The organism is Rasiella rasia (assembly GCF_011044175.1).
Lineage (GTDB): Bacteria > Bacteroidota > Bacteroidia > Flavobacteriales > Flavobacteriaceae > Marinirhabdus > Marinirhabdus rasia.
Window position 1 is genome coordinate 1,077,629 of sequence record NZ_CP049057.1, and the last position, 20,013, is coordinate 1,097,641.

Here is a 20,013-nt window from a genome sequence, read left to right on the forward strand (position 1 = left end):
CACCAATCAAAATGCCTTTGATATAGGGTCTAGGCAAAAATCATATTTTAAAAATGACGCGCTCAATTATGAAAAAAACTATCCAACTTTTTGTATTTCTTTTTACACTTACTGTCCTAGCTCAAAACTATCAAGTAGATCTCAACTACTACCTGCCACAAGATGTAACATATAACCAAAATATACCGACACCTAAAAGCATAATTGGTCATGAGGTTGGCGATTGGCATATTACACACGACAAGCTCGCTCAATATATGTATGCGCTTGCCAATGCCAGCGATCGTATTACAATAGAAGATAGAGGTACAACTTTTGAAGGCAGACCACTTCTATTGCTCACTATTACTTCTACAGCTAATCATAACAATCTTGAAAACATTCGTAAGAATCATGTTGCCCTTACTGAGAATGGCAGTAGCAGTCTAAACACTGCCAACATGCCTATAGTAGTGTATCAAGGATTTTCAATTCACGGGAACGAACCTAGTGGATCTAATGCGGCACTTGCTGCTGCCTATTATCTCGCCGCAGCACAAGGTACTAAGATAGATGAGCTTTTAAATAACACTGTTATTTTATTCGACCCCTCTCTAAATCCGGATGGACTTCAACGCTTTGCGTATTGGGCAAACATGCACAAGAGTAAAAATATAAACCCAGACCCTAACGATAGAGAATATGGTGAGGTGTGGCCAGGAGGAAGAACGAATCACTACTGGTTCGATATGAATAGAGATTGGCTACCTGTACAGCTTCCCGAAAGTCGAGCGCGTATTACCACCTTTCATAACTGGTATCCAAACATCTTAACAGATCATCACGAAATGGGAACCAACTCTAGTTTCTTTTTTCAGCCTGGTATTCCTTCAAGAACACATCCATTAACACCAAAATTAAATCAAGAACTCACAGGTAAAATTGGAAACTACCACGCCAAGGCACTCGATGAAATTGGTAGCTTTTATTATACTGAAGAAAATTTTGATGATTTTTACTACGGAAAAGGGAGCACCTTCCCAGATATTAACGGAAGTATTGGTATTCTCTTCGAACAAGCATCTTCTAGAGGTCATGCGCAGGAGAGTGACAATGGCATCTTAACCTTCCCATTTACTATTCGCAATCAATTTACTGCAGCGCTTTCAACACTTGAAGCAGCTGTGGGTATGCGAACAGAAATTTTAGATTATCAGCGTGAGTTTTATAATAATGCTCGTAACGAAGCTACGGGTGGCGCCATTGTTTTTGGAGACGAAAAAGATGCTGCCAAGGCTTATCATCTAGCTGAAATTTTAAAGCGTCATAAAGTTAAGGTTCATGAACTAAAGCAAGATTTTAGTGCCAATGGCAAAAACTACAAAAAAGGATTTGGTTACGTGATACCAAAAAACCAAAGACAACAAAGACTGGTAAAGGCCATGTTTGAAAAACGCACTAGTTTTCAAGACAGTTTATTTTACGACATTTCTGCATGGACACTACCACTTGCATTCAATTTAGACTATACAGAAAGTGCAACAATGAGTCAAGCCGGTGCAGAAATAACAGACCTACAAATGAACCGTCCTAGCGTGCCAAATGCTTCAAACTACGCCTATTTAATGGAGTGGCACGAATATTATAGTCCAAAAGCATTAAACCTAATCTTACAAGAAGGGTTGCGAGCAAAAGTGGGTATGACGCCTTTCAGCATAGAGAATAAAGAATACGATTACGGTACCGTAATGATCCCCGTACAAAACCAAAAGTTACAAGGAGCAAACCTCCTTAAATTTTTGACAAAGGTAAGCCGCGAAACCGGTGTAAAATTTACAGGGGTACAAACAGGTCTCACCAAAGGAATTGACCTAGGAAGTAGCCAATTTAGAGCTATAGAAACGCCTAAAGTAGCAATATTGGTGGGTGACGGGGTAAATCCATATGACGCTGGCGAGATTTGGCATTTATTTGACACACGCTACGATATGCATATTACCAAGCTAGACACCCGCAGTTTTGGACGAGCTGATATAAGTAGCTATACCGATATAATTATGCCTGCAAGTTGGGGTGGCGGACTTGATAAAGACGACACAGAAAAGCTTAAAACATGGGTACGCAATGGTGGTTCTCTAATAGGATATAGAAATGCGGGACGTTACCTAAACAGCAATGAGTTTCTTAAAATGAAATTTAAGACCTCCCAAGACACCGCAAAAGCAATCACCTTTGAACAACGACAAAACTATTTTGGTGCTAAAGGAATTGGAGGGGCTATTTTCGATACAAAATTAGATCGATCTCATCCCATCGCATTTGGGTATAAGAACAACACCTTACCAATGTTTAGGAATACTACCCTATTTGTTGAAGCAGACGCGAATAGTTACAACAATCCAATTCAGTATAGCAACAATCCGTTGTTGGCGGGGTATATTTCAAAACCACGTTTAGAAGAGTTAAAAAATACTGTTCCTTTTAAAACCAATGGTCTAGGGCGTGGACAAGTAATTTACTTTACCGATAACACCAACTTTAGAGCGTTCTGGTATGGTACCAACAAGCTGTTAATGAATGCTATTTTCTTTGGTGATGAAATGTAAAGTAGCATAGGTTTCAGGAAAATCACTTACAAAACATTTTTCGCAAGCTTAAGCACAAAAACAACTCTGTGGGGTGACTGAGACTCTCGAAGTTACCCTTCAAAAAAACAACACATATTGACAACCGCAGTAGTCATTTTAAACTGGAATGGGAAAGCCTTATTAGAGCAATTTCTCCCTTCAGTTGTTGCCTATTCTAAAGAAGCGACTGTATATGTTGCAGACAATGCCTCTAGTGACAATTCTATTGCATATGTTGCTAAAAATTTTCCAACGGTTCAAGTAATTCGAAATACTGAAAATGGTGGATATGCGAAAGGCTATAACGATGCCTTAGCACAACTTACTGAAGAACTATTTGTGCTGTTAAATAGCGATGTTGAAGTAACTGAGAACTGGTTAGCTCCTATAGTTGATGCTTTTAGAAACAACCCTCAATTAGTTGCCGCTCAGCCAAAAATTTTAGATTTCAAAAATAAAAGGAACTTTGAATACGCTGGAGCAGCAGGTGGTTTTCTAGACAAATTTGGATACCCCTATTGCCGCGGACGGGTTTTTAGCACGGTAGAAGAAGATAACGGACAGTATGATGATACCATCCCTATTTTTTGGGCTACAGGCGCCTGTCTTTTTGTTACTAGCCACGCCTTTATATCGGTTGGTGGGTTTGACGAAGATTTTTTTGCGCATCAAGAAGAAATTGATTTATGTTGGCGTTTACAATCTAAAGGAGGTGTTGTAAATTATATAGGTGCTTCTAAAGTGTATCATGTGGGAGGGGCTACGCTAAGCGCTGCCAACCCAAATAAAACATTTTATAATTTTCGAAACACCCTATTGTTATTACTGAAAAATGTAAAGGGCAATCGAGTTTGGGGACTCATTCTAGCGCGCCTTTTACTAGATGGTCTTGCTGGAATACAATTTTTGCTGAAAGGTAAATTAACACATATTTTCGCTTTGTTAAGGGCGCATATTTGTTTTTACGTATTGGTACCTAAATTTCTTCAGAAAAGAAAAAAATGGGCCAGCCCTTTACGCTATTTTAAAATTAAATCTGTAGTATGGAAGTACTTCGTGCAAGGAAAAAAAACGAGTAACACCTTCTAGGAAATTTTACTTAAAGTATTGTTAATCGTAGGAGCAGAAGCATTCCATTTTATAATTTTGACTTACATTTAACTAGATACAATTATACAACTATGAAAAAACTGATGATACTGGCTTTATGCTCTGGGTTGATGTTCACTTCTTGTGTTTCTAAAAAGAAGTTTACAGATTTAGAGGCGAAGCAAAAGAAAACGCAAGACCTATTAAATACTGCTACCGTTAAGCTCAATGACTGCTTGGAGGAGCGCTCTGGACTTAGAGCTCAGAACGAGAGCTTAAAAAGTCAAGTTGCATCGTTAAATAGTACCAACGGCGATCTTATTAGACAGATTGGTGACTTTACCGATTTAACCAAAAAAGGAGCAGCTAATCTAGAGAAGTCTTTAGAAAGCTTACAAGAAAAAGATTTAACGATTAGAAGACTGCAAGATGCGCTTACTCGTAAGGACAGTGTAACACTTGCTTTGGTAACAAGCTTGAAGAAAGAAGTTGGACTTGATGACGAGGATATTCAAATTAATGTTGAAAAAGGAGTTGTTTTTATCTCGCTTAGCGACAAGGTTTTGTTTAGAAGTGGAAGTTATAACATCACACCAAGAGCATCAGAAATTTTGGCCAAAGTAGCGAAAGTAATTAACGATAAGCCAGATTTTGAGGCCCTTGTAGAAGGTCATACAGATAACGTACCATATAGAAGCGGTGTACTTTTAGACAACTGGGACTTAAGTGCAAAACGATCTACTGCCATTGTACGTGAATTGGTTAACCTAGGTGCTAATCCAGCGCAGTTAATTGCTGCAGGACGAAGTGAATTTGTACCGAAAGTAGACAACTCTACCGCAGAAAATCGTTCCATTAACAGAAGAACAAAGATTTATGTACTTCCTAAGATTGATCAATTCTATGAAATGATTGAAGATTCTATGGACGAATTAAGCAAAGAAGGCGAATAACCCTTTATTGTTTCCATAAAAAAACCCGACACCTTAGGCGTCGGGTTTTTTTTATTCAAATAAGTTGCAATTTCAGTTCTACACAGATTTCTTAGATTTCTAAACTTCCCTTACCCTCTCGCACCAAAACTGGTTCTCCACTAGTTAAATCAATGACGGTAGAGGCAACATTACCCCCATAACCACCATCTACAACTACGTCAACCAATTTCTGCCACTTCTCATAAATAAGCTCTGGATCTGTGGTGTATTCTATAACTTCATCTTCATCCTTAATTGATGTAGATATAATAGGGTTACCGAGTTCGCGTACAATTGCTTGTAAGATGCTGTTATCAGGAACCCGAATTCCCACCTCTTTTTTCTTCTTAAAAACGGTTGGCAAATTGTTGTTTCCTGGTAAGATGAACGTATATGGTCCAGGTAAGGCACGCTTTAAAAGTTTGAACGTAGTAGAATCTATCTGCTTCACGTAGTCACTTAGATTGCTTAAGTCTTCACAAATAAAAGAGAAATTAGCTTTTTCTAACTTCACCCCCTTAAGTTGTGCTACACGCTCTAAAGCTCGGTTATTGGTTATATCGCAACCAAGGGCATATACGGTATCACTTGGATAAATAACCAAACCACCTGCTCTTAACACCTTAACCACTTCTTTAATATCTTTTGGGTTAGGGTTTTCTTCGTAAATTTTAATGAATTGTGCCATGATTCTTACAATTAGGTGCTATAAATATACGGCAGCAATTGTTGTAAACAAATAGCCGCGAATAGATTAGTTGCACGTTCTACCTCACTTTCTAACTTTAGCACTTTATCGCCATCTTCTTGCTCAATATACAGCGCTTTATTTCCTTCTTCCCCATCACGTGTAACATCACTACCTTTAATAGTTTTAGTAACCTTTTCGGTATATGTTTCAATTACCTTTCCAGTAGCGGTACCACTACCCCATTTCCATTGTACTTCGGTTCCTTGTTTTATCATTTTTTATTTAAAGGTAAGAACGATTTCCTATAAACCAAAAGCATCTAACAAGCCCTTAACATTTCCGCAGTAATGCTAACACAGAAACTGTGAATTCTACTAAATACCTTTTGAAATTTTTAATGTTCGAGTCTGTCTAAGGCATTCTTAATGTGAGCAAAATGATGCATACTGTGCCAAGCGTACATTAATGCATTTTCTTTTAGCGAGGTAGGTTCTTTTTTATCTGGATGCTGAAATGTTCGCTCCCATTGGTCTGGCGTTAACATCTTTAGTACATACGCTAATTTATGGTGAACGGCGTCAATATGACTAAGCGACCAAGCAATAGGAAGTGTATCATAATCGCCTAAGCTTGCCCAACCTTCTTGATGGTACGCTTTTATTGTTGGGTTCTCTTCGGTGAGCGCCCATTTAAACCTAATGTAGCTATGGTGATGACTGTCTGCAATATGATGTACTAATTGCCCAATAGTCCAACCTTCTGGTCGGTAGGGTTGTTTTAGGGTGGCTTCTGGGAGATGCGCCACTAATAATCTTAACTGCTCTGGAAAAATTTCTAGAATTGAAATTGCCTCATCCAAATCATTTTTAGAAATTTTAGCAGGTAATTTTAAGGGGCCGATTGGGTATTGTAGTTTTTTTATGTCCATAGCACGAAAATAAAAAACGCTTCAATTTCTTGAAGCGTTTCTCTATTTACTTGTAAAGAAGTTATGCACTATGCTTTAACATCCATTAATTCTACATCAAAAACTAAGGTTGCATTTGGTGGGATAACACCTCCAGCGCCTTGAGCACCATATCCTAAAGTACTTGGAATTACAAAACGAGCCTTATCGCCTACATGCAATAATTGAATACCTTCATCCCAACCAGCAATTACATTACCCATACCCACTGGAAATTCTATAGGATTTCCACGTTTGTATGACGAATCGAATACGCTACCATCTGGGAACATTCCTTTATAATGTACAGAAACTGTATTTCCTGCAGCCGCCTTTACTCCATCTCCTTTTTGAATGATTTGATAACGTAAACCACTTTCAGTTTTATCAAAACCTTCAGAAATTGACGTTAGCAACTCTTCTTGTTCTTTTAATGCTGCCGCTTCTCTTTCTGCCTTCGCACCGTTGAATGTTCTAAATGTTTCAACTGCGTTCCATGCTTGAGCTTTATCACCAACGCGAATAATCTCAACTTTTTGCATAGTATCACCTTGCGCAATGCTATCTACTACATCTTGTCCTTCGATTACTTTTCCGAAGACAGTGTGCTTATTATCTAACCATGGTGTTTCTAAGTGCGTAATAAAAAATTGGCTTCCATTAGTTGCTGGCCCAGCATTTGCCATTGAAAACACCCCAGGAGAATCGTGACGTAACTCTGGATGAAATTCATCATCAAACTTGTATCCTGGTCCGCCAGCTCCTGTGCCCGCAGGATCACCCCCTTGCACCATAAAATCTGGTATCACACGGTGAAATTTTAATCCGTCGTAATAAGGAGTGCCTTGAGCTTTTGCTTCATTTTCTAAATTTCCTTCGGCTAATGCCACAAAATTACCCACAGTTCCTGGAGTTTTTTGATAGGTTAATTCACCTAGGATTTCGCCTTTTTCAGTAGTAATCTTAACGTAGATTCCGTCTTGCATTTCTTTGTTTTTAAATTGGGTGCAAAGGTACAAATTCTAAAAACAAAAATCCTACTTCACCTACCTTTCAAGATTGAAAATAAGCTCCTTATTGTAAACTTTATAAAAAATTTAAGAACCTCTTTACTGCTAGCTATTACTTTTACCGACTTAAATTTTTTTTAACCTTAAAACAAAAACAATGACACACCAAGATCTATTAGCTGTTGCACAGGAATTTGGTAACCCTGTGTATGTCTATAACGCTTCAACCATGGAAGCACAATACAAACGGCTAGATAAGGCTTTTAAAGGTGTGAAAAAGGTTAAGTTTCATTATGCAGTAAAGGCGTTGTCTAATCTTTCAGTATTAAAATTACTACATAGTTTTGGTTGCGGAATGGATACCGTTTCTATACAAGAAGTGCAATTGGCATTACAAGCTGGTGTGCCAGCAAAAGACATAATTTTTACACCTAATGGGGTTTCTTTAGAAGAACTAGAGGCAGCCGCTAAGCTAGGTGTTCAGATAAATATAGACAACCTCTCTATCTTAGAGCAATTTGGTACACGCCACCCAGAAATTCCGGTTTGCGTACGTATTAATCCGCATGTTATGGCGGGAGGTAATACCAATATTTCTGTTGGTCATATAGACAGTAAATTTGGAATTTCAATTCATCAGGTTCCATTGCTTCTTCGTATTGTTGAAAATACAGGCATGCACATTAATGGAATTCATATGCATACAGGTAGCGATATTTTAGATATTGATGTTTTTCTGTATGCTTCGGAAATTTTATTTGAAACCGCTAAACGTTTTACCAATTTAGATTTTATAGACTTTGGTAGCGGATTTAAAGTTCCGTACAAAACAGGAGATATTGAAACCAATATTGAAGAGTTAGGTGAAAAGCTAACAACGCGTTTTAATGAATTTTGTAAAAACTACGGAAAGGAGCTCACACTAGCTTTTGAACCTGGTAAATTTCTGGTAAGCGAAGCCGGTAAATTCTTAGTTCAAGTTAACGTTATCAAACAAACAACCTCAACCGTTTTTGCACAGGTAGATAGTGGTTTTAATCACTTAATAAGACCTATGCTCTATAACGCGCAGCATCACATTGAAAACATTAGTAATCCAGCAGGAAAGGAACGATTTTATAGTGTGGTAGGCTACATTTGTGAAACTGATACGTTTGCAAATAACAGACGCATTTCAGAAATTACAGAAGGAGATGTACTAGCGTTTCACAATGCAGGCGCATATAGCTTCTCAATGGCAAGTAACTACAATAGTAGATTTAGACCAGCCGAGGTATTGTGGTATGACGGGAAATCGCATCTCATACGTAAACGAGAAACATTTGAAGATTTGGTAGCAAATCAAGTAGAATTTCAGCTGTAAAAAACAAAGCCTCCTAGTAGTAATCGCTAGGAGGTTTTTTCGTAAAAAACGGCTCGTTAGACTGATTAGGTTCCCTGACAAAATTGTATCTTTGGCATTCAAAATTTAGGTAAATGATTTATAGATTTCGAGCGATATTAGATACCCAGGAAGACGTATTTCGCGATATTGAAATTGAAGCTTCTAACACCATGGAAGATTTTCACAATGCAATTACACAAGCGTTTGGCTTTGCGGGTCAGGAAATGGCTTCTTTTTATGTAAGTAATGAATTGTGGGAACAAGGCGAAGAAATTGCACTATTTGATATGAGCGAAGGTGGCGATACAGTTCGTACCATGCATGATACCATTCTTGAAGACACGGTATGGGACAAACAACCACGTTTATTATATGTATACGACTTTTTGAATATGTGGACTTTTATGGTTGAACTAGCTGAAATTACCGAGCCAACTCCCGGCGTGTCGTATCCAAACTTAATGTTCTCACACGGTCAAATCCCTGATGAAGCTCCTGAAAAAGAGTTTATCGCAGAACGAACCGACGGCGAAGACGATTTTGATGATGATGAATACGACTTAGACGCCGAAGATTATGACAACCTAGATTTTGATGAAAACTGGAATTAATTCAGTTAGCAACTTGTTTACTTTGTAGACCAGAGTTGTAATTGTAGATCCTAATGTAGTTAACTTTCAACCTTTCCAATGATCAATCTATATAATACCCATATTGCATCGCTATCCATTCACCGCGTTGGTAACAAGAGTCGGAATGAAGGCATTCTTCTTTCTGCTTCTCCTTATGAGATGAATGACGAAATTACACCACTTCTAAAAGAATTTTTTCTAAAGCCGTTTCGAGATAAAGAGGAAAACTATTTCCACTTCGACACTCAAACCGACTTAGAGTTTCATGAATTGTTCAATTTGGTTGCGGCTGGTTTTGCGGTGCCAGACAACATGCATGATGAGAGTAAAAAAATAGCAAAATATTTATTCGACCAATCTATGCATCCGCACATAAAAAGTGGAGAAGTATACGTAGCTTATCTTGAAAATGTACTACTTGATAACGAAAAGGTAGATGCCATAGGTATTTTTAAATCGGAGCTAAAGCAGGATTTTCTTCAATTTTCCGAAGACGAACACCAACTAGATGCGCAGTTGCAGCAAGGAGTTAATTTAAATAAGTTAGACAAAGGGGCACTTATCTTCAATGTAAAAAAAGAGGAAGGTTATAAAATTCTTTCAGTAGATAGCAATCGGTACGATGCACGTTATTGGCTTGAGAGCTTTCTAGGAGTTGAGGCCACTGCCGACGATAATTTCTACACAAAAAAGTATTTAAAATTCTGCCAAGACTTCGCAAAAGATGTTGTGCTTCCTGCCGAAGATAAAAAGGAGGAAGTTCTTTTTATGAACAGAGCTGTAAATCACTTTGCGAAAAACGACAATTTTGAAGAAAGCCTGTTTGTAAATGAAGTACTTGACAATCCGGATCTTATTCCAGAGTTTAAGCATTACAAAACTGAACAAGCTCCAAAGTATAACATTGAAGACATAACGACATTTCCTATTGCAAATACTGCGGTAACGGCGGCTCGAAAAAAAATAAAGAATGTCATTCAACTAGATACAAATATTCAAATTAAGATGGATTTTATTAATCCAGAAAGTGCCGAAAAGTTTGTTGAAAAAGGTTGGGATGAAGAAAAGCAAATGTATTACTACTTAGTTTACTTTAATAAAGAACAAAAATCGTAATCAGTACGACCTAGAGAACAACATCCCAAACATGAAAAATAGCTTTCTGTGTTTGGGATTTGTTTTTTGTAGCTTTAAGAAATGTAACAAAACGATGACACATTCGTCATACTCTTAACTAATCTCCAAAAATTAATCGCTTGGAAACTATACTCTCAATTAACAATCTTACCAAAAAGTTTGGTCCCATTACCGCTGTAAACGACCTTTCTTTTACCATTGAAAAAGGAAATGTTTACGGTATTCTTGGCCCAAACGGTAGTGGAAAATCTACCACCTTAGGCATCGTTTTAAATGTAGTGAATAAAACCACCGGTAGTTATAGCTGGTTTGGCGGAACAGAATCTACCCACCAAGCTTTGAAAAAAGTAGGTGCTATTATTGAGCGTCCAAATTTTTATCCGTACATGACGGCCGCGCAAAATTTGGCGCTTGTCTGTAAAATTAAGGATGTCGATGTTTCAAAAATAGATGAAAAACTAGAAGTTGTAGGGCTGCTAGACAGGCGTAACAGCAAGTTTAACACCTTTTCGTTGGGGATGAAACAACGTTTAGCAATTGCTTCGGCCTTGTTAAATGATCCTGAGATTTTAATTCTTGATGAACCTACCAACGGTTTAGATCCACAGGGGATTCATCAGATTCGACAAATTATAAAAGAAATTGCAAGCCAAGGAACAACAATACTGCTTGCTTCTCACCTCTTAGACGAAGTTGAAAAGGTATGTACTCATGTGGTCATTTTACGTAAAGGTGTGAGTTTGTATAGTGGTAGTGTAGAAGGCATGAACGCAAGCCATGGTTTCTTTGTGGTTGGTAGCTCGAACATGGAAGCCCTAGAAAATGAACTCAATAGCAACGCAAACTTTGGAAGCATTAAAAGGGAAGGAGATCAATTTATAGCTTATCTCAAAGAGCCTCTCGATGCTGCAGAATTTAACCAACAAATGCATGCTAAAGGAATTTCATTATCTCATTTGGTTAAAAGAAAAGAGAGCTTAGAAGAACAATTCTTAGAAATTACTAAAAACCTTAACTAACCCATATGTTACGACTTCTCACTATAGAACTTCAAAAATTGAGGTATAACCGCTCTGTTAAGGTTATTTCAATTGTATATTTTTCACTTATACTTTTTATTTCGGCAATTGCGTCGATTGAGTTTAATTTTGCAAATGTCAATTTCCGAATTGCCGATCAAGGTATTTTTAATTTCCCATACATCTGGCATTTCAACACCTTTATTGCAGCCATTTTAAAGATTTTCTTAGCCATTGTTATCGTCTCCATGATGAGCAATGAGTACAGTTACCGAACACTAAAGCAAAATTTGATAGATGGACTAAGTAAACGAGAATTCATCACGTCAAAGTTTCTTACCGTGGTAGTGTTTGCATTGGTATCCACCATATTTGTCTTTCTAGTGTCTTTGGTACTTGGACTCATCTTTTCAGACTATAAAGAGCTGGGAATTATTTTTAGCGACTTAGAATATATTCTAGCCTATTTTATAAAACTAGTAGGGTTCTTTTCTTTCTGCATGTTTTTAGGAGTTTGGGTGAAACGCTCGGCTTTTGCAATTGGTTTTTTAGTTATTTGGCAAATTGTAGAAGGACTCATAGCGATTCTATTTCAATACATAAGAGTAAAGACCGATGTAAACTTATTTGATAGCGTATACAATTTTCTACCATTAGACTCTATGTCTGATCTAATAAAAGAGCCATTCTCAAGACTTGGGGCAGTTCAATCTGCGGCAAACCAATTGGGTGAAGAGTTTACCAAATCATACGACGTAAGCTATCTTTCAATACTTATAGTTCTAATCTGGACGGCCCTGTTTGTATACTGGAGTTATGCTTTATTAAAACGTCGAGATTTATAAATTAACGGAGACTGTAAGTTTTGCTAAGAAGTAGGTACTAAATATTGTTTATATTTAGCTATCAATTCACAACCATGCAAAAACACTACCTTCTCGCGTTCTTTATTTGCCTTACCGCATTTGCAACAGCACAACAAATTGGTCAGTTTCAACAATACAATGGTCGTTTTGATTATACCGCAATAGGAAATACCCTAAATACAGAGGAAAATGGAGGTTCTTCCACATGCGAAATTTTAACCGAAAGTAGCGCAACACTTACTTTAGAACCAGGACAAACTGTGGTTGCAGCGGCACTCTATTGGGCAGGTTCTGGCGATGGTGATTTAAATGTAACACTTAATGGAACTCCGATAACCGCTAGCCGTAATTTTGAAGTTGATTTTTTGGCTGGTAGCGGAACTAAATTTAATTATTTTGCAGCGTATGCAGATGTAACTGCAATTGTAAACGCAAACGGAAATGGAACCTACACCCTATCTGATCTTGATTTAACAGATGCCATACAAGCCTTTTGTGCAATAAATGGAGGAAATGCCACCAATTTTGGTGGGTGGGCAATGTATGTAATTTATGAAGATGCAACGCTTCCCCTTAACCAGATTATTTTATTTGATGGCTTAGAAGGAGTCTTTCAGACCAATCCAGAAATAAATATTCTGTTAGAAAACCTAAACGTATTAGATAATACAGGTGCCAAAATAGGCTTTCTCGCTTGGGAAGGAGATAGAAACATTGCTGTTACCGAAACCTTATCGATAAACGGAAATATTTTAAGCAACGAACCTCTTAATCCTGCCAACAACCAATTTAATGGAACCAACACTTTTACCAATTCTGAGGTGTTGTTTAATATGGATTTAGATTTCTATAATATTGAGAATAACATACAACCAGGAGATACAACTGCCGCGATACAAGTAACATCTGGCCAAGATTTAGTTCTCATAAATAACATCATTACTGTACTTAATGTAGAGCTTCCAGACGCCACTATGGTTATAGATTCTGTTAGCGGAATTGACGCTTGTGACGATAGAGATATAACATTAGAATACACTGTATTTAATGTAAATAGCACTGGCGAACTCCCAGCAAATACACCTATTTCCTTTTATGCAAACAGCATACTTATTGGTCAGTCTGAAACTACAACTATTTTACCAATAGATGGTTCTGAAAGTGGCACTATCGACTTAACAATCCCTGAAGGTATACCAGCCGATTTTCTTTTAAGCGCCTTTGTAGATGATGCTGGAGGCGGAGTTAGTACCGTGAATGAACTTGATGAAAGCAACAATGGATTTTCAGTAGATGTGCATTTATTTGTTTCTCCAGATGTTTCAAGTCTGGAAAATTTAGAACAGTGCGATGTGGTGGGTACTGAAATTTTCGACCTTACAGATGCTACTACAAGTGTAACAGATGCAGACATTATAACCTATCACCTAACGGAAGATGATGCTCAAAATAACACAGACCCAATAGCAAATCCTGAAACCTATGAAAATCCAGAAAACCCGCAAACTATTTGGATTCGCGCCTCAAACCCCGATTGCTTCGTGGTAGCTAGCTTTACCGTTGAAGTAATTATTTGTCCGCTACCCGATGCTACAATTGCAATCACCAACGATTTAAATGCTTGTAGACAACGAGACTTAACGATTGAATACACTGTTTTTAATACACTAGGAACAGCGCCATTACCCGCTGCAACTCCTATTGCGTTTTACTTAAACGGGCAACTAGTTGCACAAGCAGCAACTCAAAATGTTATTCCAGAAGGAGGTAGTGAACCAGGGATTTTAGAACTAACGATTGCAGACACAGTACCCAATACATTTACATTGCTCTTAGTCGTAGATGATGACGGCACTGGGAATGGTTTTGTTTTTGAGTTAGATGACACCAACAATGAATTTTTAATTACAGTAGTTTTTGGAAGCATCCCTCCTATTGGTGCTCTTCCCGATTTATTAGAATGTGATGAAGGTTTTGATATGGCTACGTTTAATCTTACCGAACAAAATGACCTCATCTCAACAGATCCGAACGATACCATCACCTATTTTACGAACGAAGAAGATGCAATTGCCAATTTAAACGCCATACAAGATCCAGAACAATATGTAAACAGTATCGATCCTCAACGAATCTTTGTGCGGTTAGAAAACGTCATCTGCTTTGCGACGAGCTCATTTCTATTAACCACAGAAAATTGTGAACCTACCATACCTCAAGGTTTCTCACCTAATGATGACGGATTTAATGATGTTTTTGAAATTAGTAACCTTCTCAACATTTTTACCGATTTTAAACTTCAAATCTACAGTCGGCAGGGTAACCTAATCTATGAAGGCAATAATGACGATGGTTTTTGGGATGGAACACCAAATACAGGATTGCTCGTTCAAAATAAGATTGTTCCGGTTGGGACCTACTATTATGTGTTGCAGCTTAACGACCCACAATTTCCAGATGCATATTTAGGATTTGTGTATATCAATTATTAAAATTAGACCGCTTGTAATTCTGAAACTGTAATTTCTAAAGTGCCATAATAATGGTCTCTTCTGAAATATCTAAATTGGCGATATATTAAGTAAAAACTAGGTTCAAAATTTTATCTTTGTTAGGTTATGAAATTTGAACTTGTATCTGACTTTAAACCTACGGGAGACCAACCTACAGCTATTAAATCTCTTGTTGAAGGAATTGAAAGCGGGGAAAAATACCAAACCTTACTTGGAGTGACTGGAAGTGGTAAAACATTTACCGCCGCTAATGTAGTGGCAACTGTCCAAAAACCAACCTTGGTCCTTGCGCACAATAAGACATTGGCCGCACAATTATACACCGAGTTTAAACAATTTTTCCCGAACAACGCAGTAGAGTATTTTGTATCGTATTATGATTATTACCAACCTGAAGCATTTATACCCACTAGCGGCACATACATAGAAAAAGACCTTTCTATTAATGAAGATATCGAAAAACTACGTCTCAGCACGACGTCATCACTGTTATCTGGGCGTCGAGATGTGCTGGTAGTTGCTTCTGTTTCTTGTCTCTACGGAATAGGAAACCCATTAGAATTTCAGAAGAATAAAATCATCCTTACAAAAGAACAAATACTATCTCGCACCAAATTATTACATCAACTCGTACAAAGCTTGTATTCGAGAACTGAAGCAGAATTCCACAACGGAAGATTTCGAATTAAAGGAGATACCGTAGATGTTTTTCCTGGTCATGGTGAGCAAGCTTTTAGAATACATTTCTTTGGAGATGAAATAGAAGATATAGAAGCATTTAATCCGCAGACCAATGAGGTGATAGAAAAGTATGACCGACTTACAATTTACCCAGCCAATATGTTTGTAACCTCTCCCGATGTGTTGCAAAATGCTATTAGAAGTATTCAAGACGATTTGGTAAAACAAGTAGACTATTTTAAAGAAATTGGAAAGCATTTAGAGGCCAAACGACTGGATGAACGAACTAATTTCGATTTAGAAATGATACGTGAATTAGGGTATTGTAGTGGTATTGAAAATTACTCGCGCTACCTAGATCAACGCCTGCCAGGAACACGACCCTTTTGTTTGCTAGATTATTTTCCGGATGATTATTTAATGTTGGTAGATGAAAGTCATGTTTCAATTCCTCAAGTTGGAGCCATGTATGGTGGCGATCGCTCAAGAAAAGAAAATCTGGTTGAATATGGTTTTAGACTACCAGCTGCAATGGACAACAGACCGCTGAAGTTTGAAGAATTTGAAGCCATACAAAACCAAGTAATCTACGTAAGTGCAACTCCTGCAGACTACGAATTAGAAAAAACCGACGGTGTATATGTTGAGCAAATTATTAGACCTACAGGTTTATTAGATCCGCCCATTGAGATTAGACCAAGTTTAAATCAGATAGATGATTTGTTGGAAGAAATACAGCAGCGCGTAGAAAAAGATGAGCGTGTTTTGGTTACCACACTCACCAAAAGAATGGCCGAAGAACTTACTAAATATATGACACGTGTTAGTATTCGCTGTAGGTACATTCATAGTGATGTAGATACCTTAGAGCGTGTAGAAATAATGCAAGATCTTCGCTTAGGAGTGTTTGATGTATTGGTTGGTGTTAACCTACTTAGGGAGGGACTTGATTTACCAGAAGTTTCGTTGGTGGCAATTTTAGATGCTGACAAGGAAGGTTTTTTAAGAAGCAACCGTTCTTTAACACAGACCGTAGGGCGTGCAGCCAGACATATTAATGGTAAAGCTATTATGTATGCAGATAAAATCACTAAAAGTATGCAGGCTACTATTGACGGCACCAATTATCGTAGGGAAAAACAAATTGCATATAATGCAGCAAATAACATTACTCCACAGGCCATTAAAAAGAGCTTCGAAAATGCATTGACTAAAAAGAAAGTAGAACGCTATACGTTTGACACTGCAGAAAGTCTCGCCGCAGAAACAGAAAATGAATATCTCACAAAACCGCAAATTGAAAAGAAAATTAGGGATACCCGCAAAGAGATGGAGAAGGCAGCTAAAGAATTAGACTTTATGATGGCAGCAAAATTAAGGGATAAAATTAAAGTGTTTCAAGAGCAGCTAGCTAATGTTTAGGCCAGGTTTATGCTGAATTTAACACACATCTATATCGCTATTTTGTATTTTTCTTTTTCTATGAATGTAACGGCAAAAACAAACTTTGAGAATAAGATTATTCCTGAAAGCATAAAAGAAGAAGCCCTCTTAGCTCTTTCGTTTTATCCAGAATTAATTGATACGGCCATCGAGTTTAAATTTAAGGACCAGATTAAAAAGTCTACCATGCAAGCGCAACCAACATTTGGTAGCCTATTTGCTTCCCGAGCGAATCGAAAGTATGTAATTTTAATTAGCAGAAAGATTCAGATTGAAGAAGAAGAATTCACAATTGCCGATATTCCGGGTGATGTGCTTGTAGGTTGGTTAGGACATGAGCTGGGACACGTAATGGATTATCGCGACAGAAGTAGTATTGGAATGATTTTCTTCGGAATAAAATATTTGTACAGTGGTGCTCATATAAAGGAAGTAGAACGTGCCGCCGATACCTACGCTATCAATCACGGTATGGGGAACTATATTTTAAAAACCAAGAATTTTATCCTAGACAATGCGAGCTTTTCTGAAACATACAAGGCAAAGCTAAGAAAGCTGTACATGTCTCCTGAAGAAGTAATGCACCTTATTGAATCTAGAAATTAGTCTAGCTATTGCTCTTTTGCAAAGAGTTCCCACTCCTCAAATTTTTCCTCTCCCATTACGCGTGCCATTTTCACTTGACCACCCTTCTTCTTATTTTTTCCATTCCACTCGTAAAAGACTTCAGGTGAAACAGCTGTTACTTTCACCCCTTTTAATGCCTTACCACGCGCAACACTATAATTTTTATTCGCCTCTTTTAAGGTTGCGTCTAATGCATTGGCAAATTCTTCTTCATCAATCGAACCATTAGTTCCAACATACCAATGATGATAAAATTCGTTATTAATTTTAACCGCAGCCAACGTAAATTCTGGAATTTCAATATCAAATTTAGTTTCCATTTCTCGTAGTGCGGTGTCCATTTTATTTACTGAAAGTTGAGAACCAACAACGTTTAAAAAGAACTTAGTCCTTCCAGTAATTATAATTTCAGCTTTATCAATATCGGTAAAAGCAATTGTATCGCCAATTAAATAGCGCCACGCGCCAGAGACCGTAGAAATGATGAGCACATAATCTTGGTCTAAAACAACCTCATCTAGTTGAACTACGGGAGCATCTTGACTTATAGATCCGTCTTCTTGAATAAATTCTGGTTGAAATGGTACAAATTCAAAATAAATACCTCCATCGGTAACTAACTTCATAGAGGTTGTTTCTGGTCGCTGCTGAAAAGCTATAAACCCTTCTGAAGCTAAATAGGTGTCAATAACAGTAATATCTCTATTGCATAGCTGTCTAAAACTTTTTTCATATGGTTGAAATGCAACACCTCCGCTGGTATACACCTGAAGGTTTGGCCAGACATCGTGAATTGTTTTAGCATCGTGATAGTTGATTACCTCTTTCATCATAAGTTCCATCCATGATGGGATTCCGCTTAAGGCACCAATATCCCATTGTTTTGCCCGCTTCGCTATGGTAGCAACACGAGTGTCCCAATCGTCAATTTTAGCAATGTCCTCTCCAGGTTTATAGTAACCTTTAAACCAAAAAGGAATGGTACTGGCTGTAATACCACTTATTTCTCCCTCCAAAAACTCATCTCGTTGGCTTAGATCGGTAGAACTTCCCAACATCATGATTTCCTTTTCAAAGAAATCTGTTGGTAGATCGAAGTTTGCCAATGCTCCAACTTGCTTGGTACCCGTATCTTTTATTGCTTGAATCATTGCATCGGTAACTGGAATACGTTTGCTAGTTTTTCCAGTAGTACCACTACTTAAAGCAAAATAAGACGGCTTCCCTGGCCATGTTATATCTTCTAAACCATCGATAGTTTGGTTCCACCACTGCTCTTTCATCTCATGGTAATCGAAAAACGGGACTTTTTCAGCAAATGTCTTTGCGACATTTTCAGATTCTAAAATTTTAGAGAAACCATAATACTTACCAAACGCAGTATCTTGAGCTGTTTTAAGTAAGGTTTGCAACACTTCCTGCTGTTCTTTTACAGGAGAAGATTCTGCTGTTAAACTATCTCGAAGGTCTATCGCTCCCTTAATTATAGAACCTAAAATCGCCATACTGTTATTGTTTTGAGTTAAAATTACGATAATCCCTAAATCCATTAATGAGGTTTAATTCAAGTTTAACCTTTAGTTGTAAAGCTGTATTTTTGCGATATGAGCCATCATCCAGATTCTACAAGATTAAACAAAGCCATTAGCGACAGCGGCTATTGTTCGCGCAGACAAGCAGATGCTCTAATTGAGCAAGGACGTGTAACGCTTAATGGTACTAAAGTTTCATTAGGAGATCGTGCAATGCCCAACGACACAATTGAAGTTGATGGTAAACTTATTACTGAAAATACCAACCTTGTCTACATTGCCCTAAATAAACCAGTAGGAATTACATGTACAACCGACCAACGAGTTGAAGGAAATGTAGTTGATTTTATTGGGCACAAAGAAAGAATTTTTCATGTAGGGCGTTTAGACAAGCCTAGTGAAGGGCTCCTCCTTATGACAAACGACGGAGATATTGTGAATAAAATATTACGTGCCGGTAATAAACATGAGAAAGAATACATTGTAAAAGTAGACCGCCCTATTACTCCTAGCTTTATTCAAAAAATGGGAAATGGTGTACCGCTACATGAATTAGAAACTACCACAAAGAAATGTGAAGTAGAACAACTAAGTCGTTTTGTTTTTAGAATTGTTCTTATTCAAGGACTCAATAGGCAAATACGTCGTATGTGTGATTATTTTGGATACGAAGTTGTTGAGTTAAAGCGAACGCGGATTATGAATATTCATTTAGGTGATTTAGAGCTGGGTGCATGGCGTGATTTAACTCCCCAAGAATTAGGTGACCTTAAAAAAGCTGTAGATGATTCTGACAACAGTTCTTACGTAGATAACATTGATAAAAAAGCTACTCCAAGACGAAGACGCGGTAGACGATAATG

16 protein-coding genes and 1 pseudogene are annotated in these 20,013 nt (G+C 37.6%); 12 read left to right on the forward strand and 5 right to left on the reverse strand.

Annotated features, from left to right (window positions below; all coding sequences use genetic code 11):
* Nucleotides 1-68 precede the first annotated feature (68 nt).
* The 3 genes from G5B37_RS04940 (at nt 69) to G5B37_RS04950 (ending at nt 4,648) form a co-directional block, all read left to right on the forward strand.
* On the forward strand, nt 69-2,585 hold the full coding sequence (locus G5B37_RS04940; RefSeq protein ID WP_164678960.1) for a M14 family zinc carboxypeptidase: 2,517 nt from the start codon (nt 69-71) through the stop codon (nt 2,583-2,585).
* Nucleotides 2,586-2,702: 117 nt separating this feature from the next.
* On the forward strand, nt 2,703-3,695 hold the full coding sequence (locus G5B37_RS04945) for a glycosyltransferase (protein WP_164678961.1): 993 nt from the start codon (nt 2,703-2,705) through the stop codon (nt 3,693-3,695).
* Nucleotides 3,696-3,787: 92 nt separating this feature from the next.
* On the forward strand, nt 3,788-4,648 hold the full coding sequence (locus G5B37_RS04950; protein ID WP_164678962.1) for an OmpA/MotB family protein: 861 nt from the start codon (nt 3,788-3,790) through the stop codon (nt 4,646-4,648).
* Nucleotides 4,649-4,739: 91 nt separating this feature from the next.
* Here G5B37_RS04950 and G5B37_RS04955 read toward each other — a convergent pair whose 3' ends face one another.
* From G5B37_RS04955 to G5B37_RS04970, 4 genes and pseudogenes are all read right to left on the reverse strand, one after another.
* The gene (locus G5B37_RS04955; protein ID WP_164678963.1) at nt 4,740-5,357 is read right to left on the reverse strand and encodes an L-threonylcarbamoyladenylate synthase; all 618 of its coding nucleotides are present in this window, start codon (nt 5,355-5,357) and stop codon (nt 4,740-4,742) included.
* A 74-nt stretch (nt 5,358-5,431) separates the two neighbouring features.
* A pseudogene (locus tag G5B37_RS04960) lies at nt 5,432-5,635 on the reverse strand (DUF2945 domain-containing protein); the annotation flags it as partial.
* A gap of 119 nt (nt 5,636-5,754) precedes the next feature.
* Nucleotides 5,755-6,288: a YfiT family bacillithiol transferase gene (locus tag G5B37_RS04965; RefSeq protein WP_164678965.1), complete on the reverse strand. Its 534-nt coding sequence runs from the start codon at nt 6,286-6,288 to the stop codon at nt 5,755-5,757.
* 68 nt (nt 6,289-6,356) lie between these two features.
* Entirely contained in the window at nt 6,357-7,292 is a 936-nt protein-coding gene (locus G5B37_RS04970) for a peptidylprolyl isomerase (protein WP_164678966.1), read from the reverse strand.
* Nucleotides 7,293-7,473: 181 nt separating this feature from the next.
* Here G5B37_RS04970 and lysA point away from each other — a divergent pair, with 181 nt between their 5' ends.
* The 8 genes from lysA (at nt 7,474) to G5B37_RS05010 (ending at nt 17,597) form a co-directional block, all read left to right on the forward strand.
* Nucleotides 7,474-8,679 carry a diaminopimelate decarboxylase gene (gene lysA, locus G5B37_RS04975; protein ID WP_164678967.1) on the forward strand — a complete coding sequence of 402 codons (1,206 nt, stop codon included), beginning with the start codon at nt 7,474-7,476 and terminating at the stop codon, nt 8,677-8,679.
* A 113-nt stretch (nt 8,680-8,792) separates the two neighbouring features.
* Nucleotides 8,793-9,311 (forward strand): plasmid pRiA4b ORF-3 family protein, encoded by a 519-nt coding sequence (locus G5B37_RS04980; protein WP_164678968.1) that lies wholly within the window; start codon nt 8,793-8,795, stop codon nt 9,309-9,311.
* 78 nt (nt 9,312-9,389) lie between these two features.
* Nucleotides 9,390-10,448: a nucleoid-associated protein gene (locus tag G5B37_RS04985; protein WP_164678969.1), complete on the forward strand. Its 1,059-nt coding sequence runs from the start codon at nt 9,390-9,392 to the stop codon at nt 10,446-10,448.
* A 140-nt stretch (nt 10,449-10,588) separates the two neighbouring features.
* Nucleotides 10,589-11,488 carry an ATP-binding cassette domain-containing protein gene (locus G5B37_RS04990; RefSeq protein WP_164678970.1) on the forward strand — a complete coding sequence of 300 codons (900 nt, stop codon included), beginning with the start codon at nt 10,589-10,591 and terminating at the stop codon, nt 11,486-11,488.
* A 5-nt stretch (nt 11,489-11,493) separates the two neighbouring features.
* The gene (locus tag G5B37_RS04995) at nt 11,494-12,333 is read left to right on the forward strand and encodes an ABC transporter permease (RefSeq protein WP_164678971.1); all 840 of its coding nucleotides are present in this window, start codon (nt 11,494-11,496) and stop codon (nt 12,331-12,333) included.
* Nucleotides 12,334-12,407: 74 nt separating this feature from the next.
* Complete coding sequence (locus tag G5B37_RS05000; protein WP_164678972.1) at nt 12,408-14,846, forward strand: gliding motility-associated C-terminal domain-containing protein; 2,439 nt, start codon at nt 12,408-12,410, stop codon at nt 14,844-14,846.
* A 126-nt stretch (nt 14,847-14,972) separates the two neighbouring features.
* The gene (uvrB, locus tag G5B37_RS05005; RefSeq protein WP_164678973.1) at nt 14,973-16,970 is read left to right on the forward strand and encodes an excinuclease ABC subunit UvrB; all 1,998 of its coding nucleotides are present in this window, start codon (nt 14,973-14,975) and stop codon (nt 16,968-16,970) included.
* 9 nt (nt 16,971-16,979) lie between these two features.
* Nucleotides 16,980-17,597 (forward strand): hypothetical protein, encoded by a 618-nt coding sequence (locus G5B37_RS05010; protein WP_404814788.1) that lies wholly within the window; start codon nt 16,980-16,982, stop codon nt 17,595-17,597.
* Between the two features lie 5 nt (nt 17,598-17,602).
* Here the strand turns inward: G5B37_RS05010 and G5B37_RS05015 are convergent, their stop codons facing one another.
* Entirely contained in the window at nt 17,603-19,123 is a 1,521-nt protein-coding gene (locus tag G5B37_RS05015; protein ID WP_164680883.1) for a GH3 family domain-containing protein, read from the reverse strand.
* 99 nt (nt 19,124-19,222) lie between these two features.
* Here G5B37_RS05015 and rluF point away from each other — a divergent pair, with 99 nt between their 5' ends.
* Nucleotides 19,223-20,011 (forward strand): 23S rRNA pseudouridine(2604) synthase RluF, encoded by a 789-nt coding sequence (rluF, locus tag G5B37_RS05020; protein WP_164678974.1) that lies wholly within the window; start codon nt 19,223-19,225, stop codon nt 20,009-20,011.
* Nucleotides 20,012-20,013: the final 2 nt, after the last annotated feature.

What these genes read in the sequence shown, in the direction of transcription:
- uvrB (WP_164678973.1), top strand. Translation starts at nt 14,973, where the DNA reads ATGAAATTTGAACTTGTATCTGACTTTAAACCTACGGGAGACCAACCT.
- rluF (WP_164678974.1), top strand. Translation starts at nt 19,223, where the DNA reads ATGAGCCATCATCCAGATTCTACAAGATTAAACAAAGCCATTAGCGAC.
- G5B37_RS05000 (WP_164678972.1), top strand. Translation starts at nt 12,408, where the DNA reads ATGCAAAAACACTACCTTCTCGCGTTCTTTATTTGCCTTACCGCATTT.
- lysA (WP_164678967.1), top strand. Translation starts at nt 7,474, where the DNA reads ATGACACACCAAGATCTATTAGCTGTTGCACAGGAATTTGGTAACCCT.
- G5B37_RS04950 (WP_164678962.1), top strand. Translation starts at nt 3,788, where the DNA reads ATGAAAAAACTGATGATACTGGCTTTATGCTCTGGGTTGATGTTCACT.
- G5B37_RS04955 (WP_164678963.1), bottom strand. Translation starts at nt 5,357, where the DNA reads ATGGCACAATTCATTAAAATTTACGAAGAAAACCCTAACCCAAAAGAT.
- G5B37_RS04940 (WP_164678960.1), top strand. Translation starts at nt 69, where the DNA reads ATGAAAAAAACTATCCAACTTTTTGTATTTCTTTTTACACTTACTGTC.
- G5B37_RS04965 (WP_164678965.1), bottom strand. Translation starts at nt 6,288, where the DNA reads ATGGACATAAAAAAACTACAATACCCAATCGGCCCCTTAAAATTACCT.
- G5B37_RS05010 (WP_404814788.1), top strand. Translation starts at nt 16,980, where the DNA reads ATGCTGAATTTAACACACATCTATATCGCTATTTTGTATTTTTCTTTT.
- G5B37_RS04985 (WP_164678969.1), top strand. Translation starts at nt 9,390, where the DNA reads ATGATCAATCTATATAATACCCATATTGCATCGCTATCCATTCACCGC.
- G5B37_RS05015 (WP_164680883.1), bottom strand. Translation starts at nt 19,123, where the DNA reads ATGGCGATTTTAGGTTCTATAATTAAGGGAGCGATAGACCTTCGAGAT.
- G5B37_RS04980 (WP_164678968.1), top strand. Translation starts at nt 8,793, where the DNA reads ATGATTTATAGATTTCGAGCGATATTAGATACCCAGGAAGACGTATTT.
- G5B37_RS04995 (WP_164678971.1), top strand. Translation starts at nt 11,494, where the DNA reads ATGTTACGACTTCTCACTATAGAACTTCAAAAATTGAGGTATAACCGC.
- G5B37_RS04970 (WP_164678966.1), bottom strand. Translation starts at nt 7,292, where the DNA reads ATGCAAGACGGAATCTACGTTAAGATTACTACTGAAAAAGGCGAAATC.